Here is a 12,042-nt window from a genome sequence, read left to right as displayed (position 1 = left end):
CATGACAACGATTTTATCGTTAGTGCTAATGTTTGCGATTTTTTATTTCCTGCTGATCCGTCCGCAGCAAAAACAGCAAAAAACCTTCCGCCAAATGCAAAGCAGTTTGCAAAAAGGTGACAAAGTTGTGACAATTGGAGGGCTTCACGCCACGATTGAATCGATCGATGAAGAGAAGGCCGTTCTAAAAGCCGGAGATGGTTCCCGTTTAACGTTTGAACGCCGGGCAATCCGCGAAGTAAAAGAGAAATCCGTATTGGCAAAAACAGAGGAAGCATAATGCTTTCTCTGTTTTTTTATGGAAGCGGGGAGAAGAAGAAGGGAGGCCGTGGATTTAAATCATTATAAGGAATGTCATGCATAACGATAGGAATGCCAGGCAAGAATGCCAGGCATCATCAGGAAAAAGAGTCATGCCAGGCAAGAATGCCAGGCATCATAATGAAAAGGAGTCATGCCAGGCAAGAATGCCAGGCATCATCATGAAAAAGAGCATTGCCAGGCATCGGCCAGCAAGTTTAACCATCATAAAAAGCCCGGGCTTCACCCGGGCTTTCGCCTTCTTCCTTATTTACCGATCAGAAGACATATTCACTCCAATCATCCCGCCGAGCATGGCTATGGCTAAGAATCCGGCGTGATAAAGAAATTGCATCGGCTTGAGGGCAGATCCAAATCCAAGGAACTGAAACAATAAAATAATGAGTGTATAACAGAGAGCCGTCATTCCTCCGAGCAGCCATCCCTTTTCTTTTCCTTTTCCTCCCGCTATGAATCCCCCAATGAACAAGGTAATAAAGGACAAGGCCAGGAGCATCCATTGAATGGATCGTTCCGTCATCCCTGTGAATTTAAGAAGCAGTGAAAAAATCAGGCTAATGGCTACAGCTGCTGAAAAAATGGCAATAAGACCGCTCAGTATTGCTTTTCCCCATTTTTTTGTTTCCATCTAAGCATCTCTCCCTTTTGGCGCATGCTTGTTAATGCTCGTCTAATGTAAGGGTATTCGGGAGCTTTTCCTTTTAGAATCAATCCATCCAGAAACTTTTCCGCATGGATTGATTACGGGTGTACAAACTAGAAAAAGCGATGTGAGAAGGGAGGGGCTCGGATGGAGGTTTATTTGATCATCATAGCCCGGACGGTGTTATTGTACTTTCTGATTATTATTATTTTCCGTTTGATGGGGAAAAGGGAAATCGGAGAATTAAGTATTTTGGATTTAGTTGTATTTATTATGATTGCAGAGCTTGCAGTCATGGCCATCGAGTCTCCAGAGGACCCGCTGATGCATTCCATTGTTTCGATGCTTTTGCTTTTGGCCATTCAGTTCGGTCTGGCGATGCTGTCTTTAAAAAGCGAAAGGGTGAGGACCCTGATTGATGGAAAGCCAACCATCATAATCAGCAACGGAAAGATTGATGAAAAAGCGATGAAATCCCAGCGCTACAATTTTGATGATCTGATGACGCAGCTGAGAGAGAAAGATGTGCGAAGTCTGGCTGATGTGGAGTTTGCGATTTTAGAGACTTCAGGCAAATTGAATGTTTTTCAAAAAAAACAGCAAGAGCCGATGGAAACGCTTGAACTGCCCCTGATTGTAGATGGCACCATCCAGCCCCAGCACCTGCAGAAAATCGGGAAATCGGAGCTCTGGCTTAGACAGGAGCTCCGAAAACTTGGCTATCAGGATATACAGAACATTTCTTACTGCAGCTATACAAATGGCGTATTTTATGTGGATTTATCGAATCTGCAGAATTAGCTGCGCGGATTGGGAATCAGTTTTGCAAGGGCGGGGCCGAAAAGCGGCACTCGCTTCAATTCTTCTTTCAGAACGAGCTTAAGCTGAATCAGCAGAATTAAATAGATTCCGGTACACAGGCAGACGCCGGTTACTAGACCCGGAAGATTTCCAAGCTTGTGCAGCCAGTGATAATAAGAGTAGTATCCTGCTATCCCGGTTATAGCCATGGCCAGAAAACTGTATACGTATTCTTTAATATAAATGGTCAGGGCCACAACCTTTATGACAGTTGCCAGATGAAGCAGTGTCACAGCCATCATGCCAATGACAATGGCAAGTGCGGCTCCTTTTATTCCCATCTCGGGTCTGGTGGACAAGGCAAAAATAAGAGCGGTTTTGGCGAGAGCGCCAATCAGACTGTTAATCATCGCAGCGCGGGCAAGATTCAACGCTTGCAGCACAGCCTGCAGAGGCCCTTGAATGTAGTAAAAAATAAAGAACGGGGCCATCAATTTAACAAAAATGGCTGCATCTGCGTTTCCGTACATCCCCTTCATTAGGGGTTCAGCGAATACATAAAGCACAACGGCTGAAAGGCCGCCTGTTACTAGCGAAAGCCTTAATGCCTGCCTGAGCCTGTGTTCAACAAGCTTCTTTTTTTTCTGAGCCATTGCTTCACTAATGGCTGGCACGAGAGAGGTCGAAAGAGAAAAGGTCACGAAGGATGGGAGCATGAGCAGCGGCAGGGCATAGCCCGCCAGCTCTCCATATTGCCTCGTAGCCAATGCGGTTCCGATTCCGGCAATCGCTAAACTCTGGGCGACTACGATTGGTTCAAAGAACCATGAAACAGATCCAATCAGCCGGCTTCCGGTTGTCGGAATGGCGATTGCCAATAAGTCATTCAGTGTGTCCTTGCCGGCTTTAACGGATTGAAAAAAGTCTTTTCGAACTTTTAGTTTCTTTTTCAGCTTAAACATGAAAAACAAATAAATGAGCGAAACAAGTTCGCCTGCAACGGAAGAAAACATGGCACCTGCGGCAGCATATTCGATGCCGTAAGGAAGAAGGGCAGTGGTGAACACGGCAATGAGCGAAATCCGGATGATTTGTTCAAGCACTTGCGAATAAGCTGCCGGCTTCATGTTTTGCTTCCCCTGAAAGTATCCTCTTAATACTGAGGATACGGCCACAATCGGAACAACGGGTGCAACGGCAATGAGCGGATAATAGGTGCGCGGATCGGTAAAAAGATGCTGGGACAGAAATGGCGCCGCAAGCAGAATGACCGGTGTGAAAACAATGCTCAGCCCGCCCGTCACAGCCAGGGAAACAACAAGTATTTTTTTAATTCTCTTCTGATCGCCCTGTGCATCTGCCTCTGCAACAAGTTTGGATATCGCGACAGGAAGACCAAACTGGGTGATCGTAATGATTAAAACGAGCGTCGGAACGGCCATCATGTATAGGCCGACCCCTTCCTGGCCGACGAATCTTGCTAATACAATCCGGTTGATGAATCCGAGAACTCGGGTAATGAGTCCTGCAGCGATTAATATAATCGTTCCTTTCAAAAATGTTTGCTTGGACATTCCCTTCCCTGCCTTCTCAAATGGCTTCTTTTCATATACAATTACTATATGACTGTTAGATGGCCAAGCATGACAAGTTTCATGATCATAGGCCGATCGTACGGTATACTGCTTATCTAGATGGTTAAAGGAGCGTGCGCGAATGGAGAAGCATCCTGCGGAACTGTACAGGCATCATGTCAGGCCTTTTATGAAAAGCAAGCTGGAAGAGTTTATCGTATTAGGCTATGATCACGTCTCAGAGCAGGAATTGTGGACATACTTATTGAAAAAGAAATGGAAAAAGAAGGAAGAATTAATGATTTATAAAATGGTGAGTGACATCATGTCTGTTCGGGCAGGGGAATTCATGAATTTTGCAGCGGTCGAATCTCATAAAATGCCAAACTGGTTTGGGAGCGAAGAAGGCAGCAAAATGCTTGAAGAACTGCTTTAGCAGCGGGTTCAGGTAGCTAAGGAGGATACATAATGATTAAGCGGGGGCGCATCCTTGCGTTTTTTCTCATTACAATTTTAATTGGGACTCTTATTGGATTCAGAACAAACGATGTAACTGGAAATATTCCAAGAGGACTTGATCTGCAGGGCGGATTCGAAGTTCTGTATGATGTGAAGCCAGCTAATAAAGGGGACGTTATTGACAGGGATGCCCTTGTCAGTACGGTACGTGCGCTCGAAAACCGTGCGAACGTTCTTGGTGTAAGCGAGCCGAACATCCAGATTGAAGGCAAGCGCATCCGCGTTCAGCTTGCAGGAGTAAAAGATCAGAACAAAGCACGTGAAATTTTGTCTACAGAGGCACAATTAACATTCCGCGATGTGAATGATAAAGAATATCTAAACGGATCGGATTTGGTGCAGGGGGCGGCAAAGCAGACCTTTGATCCGCAGTCCAATCAGCCGGTCGTATCCGTAAAGCTGAAGGATAAAGAAAAGTTTAAGCAGGCTACAAGCAAGATCGTTGCCATGCAGCCTGAGAATCAGCTTGTGATCTGGCTTGATTATCAGCCGGGTGACAAATACAAAGAGGAAAGAGGCAAAGCGAAGCCGAAATTCCTTTCTGATCCGAATGTAAATGAAGTATTTGATACAACCGATGTGGTCATCACCGGTCAATTCTCTGTTAAAGAAGCTCAAGAGCTGGCAAATCTGCTTAACGCAGGATCCCTTCCGGTGAAGCTGGATGAGACCTACTCGACATCTGTAGGAGCTAAGTTTGGGGAAGAAGCACTGCACTCCACTGTGTTGGCAGGAATCATCGGTGTTGCGATTATCTTCCTGTTCATGCTGTTCTACTACCGTCTTCCAGGGGCAGTCGCTGTTATTACATTAAGTGCCTACATTTATCTGATTCTTCAGCTGTTTGACTGGATGAACGGGGTGCTGACACTGCCTGGTATTGCAGCCCTGATTCTTGGTGTCGGAATGGCGGTTGATGCAAACATCATCACGTATGAGCGGATAAAAGAGGAATTGAAGCTGGGCAAGTCTGTCCGTTCGGCCTTTAAATCAGGAAACCGCCGCTCATTTATGACGATTTTTGATGCGAATCTGACGACCATGCTTGCAGGTGCTGTTCTGTTTTTCTTCGGAACGAGTGCCGTAAAAGGATTTGCTACGATGCTTCTTGTCAGTATCGTCGCAAGCTTTATAACCGCTGTTTTCCTTTCAAGAATTCTTCTGTCACTTCTAGTGGAAAGCCGCTGGCTCGATAAGAAGAAATCATGGTTTGGTGTGAAGAAGAGCCATATGCTTGAAATTCACCAGACCGATAAACATACAGATCCGCCGACCCGCTTTGACAAAGTCGATTTCCTGAAACACCGCAATAAGTTTTTTGCATTTTCAGGAATCACGGTTGCGGCAGGGATCATCATTTTATTGATTTTTAAATTGAATCTTGGAATCGACTTTACAAGCGGAACGCGAGTACAAATCGATGCAGGGAAACCTGTAACCGCTGAACAAATCGATTCAGACCTCAAATCCATTGACATGGAACCGGATGAAATTGTTCTTGCAGGCACTAACAATGAAGCAGCGGTTGCAAGATATGTAGGTGTTCTGAGTAAGGAAGATATTGCGAAACTTAAAACGAAGTTCAGCGAAAAATACGGCAGCGAGCCTAGTGTAAGCACTGTATCTTCTGAGGTTGGGAAAGAGCTGGCCCAGAATGCGCTGTACGGAATTTTACTGGCTTCCCTGGGAATTGTCATCTATGTTGCCATCCGCTATGAATGGAGAATGGGACTGTCTGCTATTGTAGCCTTGCTGTATGATGCCTTCTTTATTGTCGCATTCTTCAGTTTGACAAGGCTGGAAGTAGATTTGACGTTTATTGCCGCGATTCTTACGATTGTCGGCTACTCTATTAACGATACCATCGTAACGTTCGACCGAATCCGCGAGCTTCAAAAGAAACGAAAAGTAAAATCCATTGAAGATTTGAGCATTATTGTGAATAAAAGCTTGCAGCAAACGTTCACCCGGTCTGTAAATACGGTGTTAACCGTTGTCATCACGACGGTAGCCTTATTAATTTTCGGAAGCGAATCGATCCGGAACTTCTCGATTGCCTTGCTAGTCGGATTAATTTCCGGCGCTTATTCTTCAATTTTCATCGCTGCTCAGCTTTGGCTGATTTTAAAGAAAAAAGAATTTCTGAAAAAGAAAGATGATCAAACGAAAGAAATGCATACGAACCAGCACCCTGAGGTGTAAACAGATGGAGGACCGCCAAAGCGGTCCTCTTTTTATCCCTTATGTGTTTTGCTCGGTGACTTTTTCCCCGGATTCCCTTTGCCCTGGTGTGCACGGTTTGCTTCATCCTTTTCCTGCCGTTCGTGCAGGTCTTTTACGAATTGATCGGACTTTTCCATCTTTCCATCTCCCTTCGTTTAGTCCTTGATAATATGTCCTATCCGGAGAAATTTACAAAGCAAATGCTCATTATTCTTCATGCGCAGGATAAGATAAGAAGAGACCTCAGTCAGGGAGGGACAGTTATGAAAAAGGATGACCGGTTTAAACAGGTGCAAATGGCAGCAGCAGCAGGTATTGGTGCAAATTTGGTCTTGGCTGTTTTAAAAGGTGTAATCGGTTTTCTATCGGGCAGTAAAGCACTCATCGCCGATGCTGCCATGTCAGTTTCGGATGTAGCCGGATCACTTGTTGTTTTATTCGGAATCCGCCTTGCGAAAAAGCCCCCGGATGAAGACCATCCATACGGTCATGGAAAAGCAGAAACCATCGCCGCAGTCGTCGTTGCAGTTCTATTGACACTTGTCGGCTTTGAAATAGGCAAAAGCTCGTTTGAAGCATTTTTTAAGCCTGCCAAAGCACCTGCTCCCATTGCCATTGCCGCAGTAGCTGCTGCGATTGTTATAAAAGAAATAATGTTTCAATATAACTATAGACTGGGTAAAAGATTGAAGAGCGCAGCTCTAATTGCGAATGCCCATGATCATCGATCCGATGTATTTGCTTCACTTGCAGCCATGATCGGGATCTTGGGAGCCATAACCGGTTCCTGGCTGCACATTGACTGGCTCCTTTATGCAGATCCGTTTGCTGGTGTGGCCGTTTCCATCCTCGTCCTGTTTACCGCATGGAAAGTAGGAAGCGAGGCGATCCATGCTTCCCTTGATCATGTGATGCATGAAGAGGACACGGCAGAAATGAGGGCCGCCATTTTAAATATTGCGGGTGTGGAGCGGATTGATGAACTGTTTGCAAGAGAGCACGGACATTATGTCATTGTAGACGTAAAAATTTCAGTGCATGGGTCTATCACGGTCCTGGAGGGGCATCGGATCGCAAAGAATGTGAGTGCTGCACTTAGTGAATTTGATGAGGTACAGCGGGTATTCGTTCACGTCAATCCATTCATCATGCAGAGAGAGAGGAATTAAACTTGAAAAAACAATGGAGTTTATTGCTGGTTATCTTTTTTGCACTTATCGTAGCGGTTTTCGCTGTGTTGAATGTGGAACCAGTAGAAGTTGATTACTTATTCGGCCAATCTCAATGGCCGTTAATATTGATTGTATTAGGTTCAGTTCTCATAGGTGCCTTAATGGCAGGATTCTCCGGAATGAGCAGAATCCGCTCTTTGCGGAAAGAAAACAAAATGCTGAAAAAGGAACTGGAAGAAGAGAGACAAAAACCGGTACATTCCCATGAGGAGCTTCAGGCGAAAGAGCCGGTCCATGACGATACACTTCCAAGCCGGACAGAACGGAATCATATGACAGAATAGCAGAAAAACAGCCGGTTCATACCGGCTGTTTTTCTTGTGCACTGAAAAAAACATTGACAAAAGTTTTGAATTTTTAGAATATAAATCTATACATGTATACAACCTGTTTACGTCTAACGATAGGGTGATGATGGTGAAAAACTGGGGAGCGCCTGTGCAGCTCAGCGAAACAAGAACAGCAGCGGTTTGCCGGGATGCGTTTGGCAGGGAGAGAATCGTGATTGCGGCAAAGGGTTTTTTTCTTATTATAAATCCTGAAACAGAAGAAACCATTCAGCTTAGTATGAACAGCAGCGAGTATCCATATGTTTCGTATGCCACTTCTGGCGGTCTGTACTGTTCCGGAGCAGGTTCGGTTTTCTATTGTATAGATCCTTTTGCAGGAAAGTGTGTTTTTAAAGAAAATGCGGCAGACGAGGCGGCCGTTTTTACTTTGACAGAAGGGCCCGGGGGACTGGTCTATTTCGTTTCCTATCCCAATTTATGCGTTTCAGAATTTGATCCTGTTCGATTAAGGCTGAGGCGTCTTCCTTCATTAAAAAGCGAATCCCGGTATGCCGGGACAATGGCTGCAGGCGGGGATGGGTGGATTTATATCGGATTGGGTACAGAAAATCCCAGTATTGCGGCTTTCCATCCGGCAACCGGAGAACATTCGATCATTGCCCGGGACTCGGCTGTCCCTGGAACAGGCTATGTACGCAAGGGAAATGGCGGAAGAGTATATGGCCAATATAAAACCCGGGCTTTGAGAATGAGTGACCGTGATCAAGACTGGGCTGAACTGGCCGGTGGAAAAGCTGTGAGGGAAATTCCGCCTCCTGAAGATGATCCGGAATATTGGGGAGAAGGATTTCATACATGTCACGGGCAACTGACAGGAGCGGATCAATTAGAGGCTTCTGATTTAGCAGAAAAAAAACTAAAACTTACTGGCAAATCGATCTCGCTGTTTTACAAAACACGAGGTGCAGAGCTTAGCGCTGTTGCAGCTGCTCCGGATGGGAAATTGTATGGAACGAGCATGCATCCAATGAAGCTATTCACGGCTGATAAGAGAGGCACCAAACTTTTAGGGTCGCTTGAAGAAGGCGGGGGCGGAAACATTTGCACGTATGCTTCTTTAGATGACAGCACGATGATTGGTTTTGCCTATGCAGGCGGAAAAATGTATGAATTCTCCTTGAAGAAGCCGTTTGCTCCAAACCGAAATCCAAAACTGATCGGAAAGACTGAGGCTATTCACAGACCCCGTGATTGTGCTGTCCATCCAAATGAGAGATGTATAGTGTTTTCGGGTTTTCCCGGTTATGGAGAAAGAGGAGGCTCCCTCGGAATCTATTTTCCTGAAAAGGGGAAAATTGATCTTTTGCCCCCCGGACAGGTCATACCCGATCAGAGTACGGTCAGCCTTGCTTTTGATTCTAAAGGAGACATGATCGGAGCGACCAGCATTCTTACACCGGGCGGGGCCCGGCAAATGGCGGAAGAAGCCGTTTTATATAAATTAAACTGGAAAAATAAAAAAATAGAAAACGTATCGGTACCTTTTCCGCTTGAAAAAGAAATCTCGCATATTTGTGTAAGCGGAAACACCGGATACGGCATGACACAATCCTCTCTTTTCTTTCGGTTTGACAGCCGTACACTGGCTGCTGATAAGCTTGAAAACTGTTCGGCATTCGGCAAGCCCGTTAGAGGAGGTTGTATTCAAACGGCTGATTTTGCATTTTTTTTACTTGAAAGTGCGATATGGAAAGTGGATTTCCATAGCCATTATGTCTCCTGTTTACCGGTAAAGGAAAACATCACAAGCGGCGGAGCCATCATCGGATCAGAACTGTATTTTTGCTCGGGAACCAGTCTTTTATCGATGCAGATCAGCGGAGGCGATGCAAAGTGGAGGGAAGTTTTAAGGCTGTAAAGGTAACATCCATTTTAACTGGAAATTCAGCACATGAGTGGGGAACCAAAAAACAAATCATTATGGATCGGTGGCTGAATATCGTCAATGAAAAGTGGAGCATTTGTTCTCCGGATTATTCCGTTCTCAGCAAGACCGAGGAAGAAGGGTACGTATGCAAGCGGATTGAATATACCGCGCCAGATGGCGATACTGTCCCGGCCCTCTTGCTCCTGCCCCATTATGAAGGCGAAAAGCTCCCGGGAATCTTAGCTTTGCATCCGACTGATGAAAAAGGCAAAATGGATATCGCCCATCGTTCAGGCAGGAAAGAGCGGTCTTATGGCATCGAGCTTGCTAAACGGGGGTATGCTGTGCTGGCGCCGGACACCATTACAGCGGGCGACCGGGTTGGAAAGGGTGAGCGCCCGTTTGAAACAAAAGGGTTTTACGAACGGTATCCAAGCCGCACGGCAGCGGGAAAGATGATGGCTGATCATCTCCAGGGGATTGAAGTGCTTGCGTCCATGCAGGAGACAGATCAGAATCGGATTGGGGTAATCGGTCACTCTCTGGGCGGGTATAATGCTTATTTTTTGGCAACAGTCGAGAAGAGGATTAAAGCGATCGTTTGCAGCTGCGGATTCAGTATGATGGCAGGAGACCCAGAGCGCCACCGATGGGGAAAGCGGGATTGGTTCAGTCATTTTCCGGTTATAAGCGATTGGATTGACAACGGGGAAATTCCGTTTGATTTTCATGAAATCTTAAGTTTATGTGCTCCGGTGCCGCTGTTTTTGTGGATGTGCCGGAACGATCCGGTTTTTCCTCACTGGAAAGAAGCGTTAAACGGGATTCTTGAAGTGCAGAAGGTATATGATGGATTGGCAGAAAAGGATTCATTTGACTGGATGATCGGCAGCAGCGGGCATGAGTTCCCATCCGCGATCCGGGAGCATTCCTATCAATTTTTAGACCGTTATTTAAAGTTCACTACCCGCTAGGAGAGGTGCTCATGCAATTACGCAGAGAAAATGATTTTGAAAGAAAATATAATCAGTTTATGAATGAATTGAAGGACGAGATTGTCAGCACAAGGATTCGCAAGGGAGAATATTTGCTTCCTGAGCATCAGCTCAGCCACAAATATGAGATCAGCCGCGTCTCGATTCGAAAAGGGCTTGCCCAGCTTGTCGAAGAAGGCTTTATTGAAAAAATACCGGGAAAAGGGAATCGGGTTACGCTTGATTCAGCAGCCAATATAACAACTGTTACACTTGCCTGGTATTCCACTTCTTATGAAGTGGAAAGCGTGGAAAAGATTCTGAATGAATTTGAACGGACGCATCCCCACATAAAAGTGCATTTGAAAATTATGCCGGAAACAGAGTATGTCCCGCAGCTTATTGATTTGATTGAAATGGGTGCTGGACCCGATGCCTTTATCGTTTCCGATTCCCAATTCCGGGAATTCGCAGAGCGCGGCCGCGTGCATTTAATGGATCCCTACCAGTCGCCGCGCATGACCGAAAAGAACAGCTACCGCCAGATTTTCGAGATGTTTTCCCATAACGGCAGCGTTTATGCTACACCGTTTCTGTTTTCGCCGGTTGTCATATGCTACAACCAAACACTTTTTAAAGATGCAGGAATGCCGGGACTCCAAAAGATGGAAAGCTGGGAAGACTTGCTTCAGGCCGCATTAAAAACGACGAAAACAGGGGCAGACAAGACACTTGTAGAGCATTATGGATTTTGTTTTTCTTCCTCCTTTCACCGCTGGCCGGTGTTTGTTCTTCAAAATGGAGGAAAGCTCATGACCTCCAACCGCAGCCGTTTCACACTTGCAGATGAAGCGAATATCGAAGCACTGCAGTACTGTGTGGACTTGATGTATAAGCACCGCGTTTCACCGATTTTTACACATGGAAGCAATCAGCTGGCTGAAGATATCTTTAATAAAGAGAAAGTTGCGATGATCTTAACTACGTATTATTACTTAAATGAATTCCGGAATCAGGATATACAATGGGACATTCTCCCGCTTCCGAAAAAAGAGAGAAAAGCAACGCTTTTGCTTGGAGGCGGAATTGCGGTTAATGCAAATTCCGAGGCGAAAGGGGCTTCTCAGGCCCTCGCGGATTTTATGGCGGGGGAGAAAGCTCAAACGATTCTTAAAGAAAATGGATGCACAATTCCAGCTTTAAAAAAAGTTGCGGAAGATGACACCCTTTTGAATCCGGACATTCATCCGAAGAATTATAATGCGTTTAAAGAAGTGCTGCCATATGCCATTCCTGTAAGCGAATTGAACTTGCATACGCAGGAAATGGAAATTCTTCAAAATGAATTGAATCTTGTCTGGGCCTCGATGGAGAGTCCGAAAGATGCATGTGAACGAATTGAAAAGCTGCTGAATAGTCAATTAGCCGGATGTGATTCATAATCCGGTTTTCTTATTTTCTGCTTATTTCTGAAAATTTCGTCAAATGAATTGACGAAGCCATTCCAGTTCATTACATTTGTAAGAGTGAACAAGGAA

The 12,042-nt window shown here is 45.4% G+C and carries 12 protein-coding genes; 9 read left to right on the top strand and 3 right to left on the bottom strand.

Annotated features, from left to right (window positions below; translation table 11 throughout):
* Window position 1: 1 nt before the first annotated feature.
* Complete coding sequence (gene yajC / locus CEF21_RS16105) at window positions 2–280, top strand: preprotein translocase subunit YajC (protein ID WP_338777345.1); 279 nt, start codon at window positions 2–4, stop codon at window positions 278–280.
* Window positions 281–571: 291 nt separating this feature from the next.
* Here the strand turns inward: yajC and CEF21_RS16100 are convergent, their stop codons facing one another.
* Window positions 572–949: a TIGR04086 family membrane protein gene (locus tag CEF21_RS16100; RefSeq protein WP_123918119.1), complete on the bottom strand. Its 378-nt coding sequence runs from the start codon at window positions 947–949 to the stop codon at window positions 572–574.
* A gap of 162 nt (window positions 950–1,111) precedes the next feature.
* On the opposite strand from CEF21_RS16100, the gene CEF21_RS16095 reads away from it, so the two are divergent.
* Window positions 1,112–1,765 carry a DUF421 domain-containing protein gene (locus CEF21_RS16095; RefSeq protein WP_123918117.1) on the top strand — a complete coding sequence of 218 codons (654 nt, stop codon included), beginning with the start codon at window positions 1,112–1,114 and terminating at the stop codon, window positions 1,763–1,765.
* On the opposite strand, the gene spoVB is transcribed toward CEF21_RS16095, so the two are convergent.
* A complete protein-coding gene (spoVB, locus tag CEF21_RS16090) occupies window positions 1,762–3,339 on the bottom strand; it encodes a stage V sporulation protein B (RefSeq protein WP_123918115.1) in 1,578 nt (525 codons plus the stop codon). The two genes, CEF21_RS16095 and spoVB, sit on opposite strands and share 4 nt — an antisense overlap.
* A 142-nt stretch (window positions 3,340–3,481) precedes the next feature.
* Between spoVB and CEF21_RS16085 the strand changes: the two genes are divergently transcribed.
* Both CEF21_RS16085 and secDF read left to right on the top strand, forming a co-directional pair.
* The gene (locus CEF21_RS16085; RefSeq protein ID WP_123918113.1) at window positions 3,482–3,775 is read left to right on the top strand and encodes a post-transcriptional regulator; all 294 of its coding nucleotides are present in this window, start codon (window positions 3,482–3,484) and stop codon (window positions 3,773–3,775) included.
* Between the two features lie 35 nt (window positions 3,776–3,810).
* Window positions 3,811–6,060: a protein translocase subunit SecDF gene (gene secDF, locus CEF21_RS16080; RefSeq protein WP_123920315.1), complete on the top strand. Its 2,250-nt coding sequence runs from the start codon at window positions 3,811–3,813 to the stop codon at window positions 6,058–6,060.
* A gap of 32 nt (window positions 6,061–6,092) precedes the next feature.
* On the opposite strand, the gene CEF21_RS16075 is transcribed toward secDF, so the two are convergent.
* A complete protein-coding gene (locus CEF21_RS16075) occupies window positions 6,093–6,218 on the bottom strand; it encodes a DUF4023 family protein (RefSeq protein ID WP_123918111.1) in 126 nt (41 codons plus the stop codon).
* A 126-nt stretch (window positions 6,219–6,344) separates the two neighbouring features.
* On the opposite strand from CEF21_RS16075, the gene CEF21_RS16070 reads away from it, so the two are divergent.
* From CEF21_RS16070 to CEF21_RS16050, 5 genes are all read left to right on the top strand, one after another.
* Complete coding sequence (locus tag CEF21_RS16070) at window positions 6,345–7,250, top strand: cation diffusion facilitator family transporter (protein WP_123918109.1); 906 nt, start codon at window positions 6,345–6,347, stop codon at window positions 7,248–7,250.
* A gap of 2 nt (window positions 7,251–7,252) precedes the next feature.
* Window positions 7,253–7,597 (top strand): LapA family protein, encoded by a 345-nt coding sequence (locus CEF21_RS16065; RefSeq protein WP_123918107.1) that lies wholly within the window; start codon window positions 7,253–7,255, stop codon window positions 7,595–7,597.
* Window positions 7,598–7,724: 127 nt separating this feature from the next.
* Entirely contained in the window at window positions 7,725–9,521 is a 1,797-nt protein-coding gene (locus CEF21_RS16060; RefSeq protein WP_123918105.1) for an NHL repeat-containing protein, read from the top strand.
* Window positions 9,497–10,504, top strand: a complete 1,008-nt coding sequence (locus tag CEF21_RS16055; RefSeq protein ID WP_123918103.1) for a dienelactone hydrolase family protein — start codon at window positions 9,497–9,499, stop codon at window positions 10,502–10,504. The genes CEF21_RS16060 and CEF21_RS16055 overlap by 25 nt, the downstream gene beginning before the upstream one ends.
* 11 nt (window positions 10,505–10,515) lie before the next feature.
* Window positions 10,516–11,946: an extracellular solute-binding protein gene (locus CEF21_RS16050; RefSeq protein WP_123918101.1), complete on the top strand. Its 1,431-nt coding sequence runs from the start codon at window positions 10,516–10,518 to the stop codon at window positions 11,944–11,946.
* The last annotated feature ends 96 nt before the right edge of the window (window positions 11,947–12,042 follow it).

The organism is Bacillus sp. FJAT-42376, assembly GCF_003816055.1.
In the GTDB taxonomy this organism is placed as follows: Bacteria; Bacillota; Bacilli; order Bacillales; family Bacillaceae; genus Metabacillus_B.
This window is presented reverse-complemented; position numbering and strand designations above follow the sequence as displayed.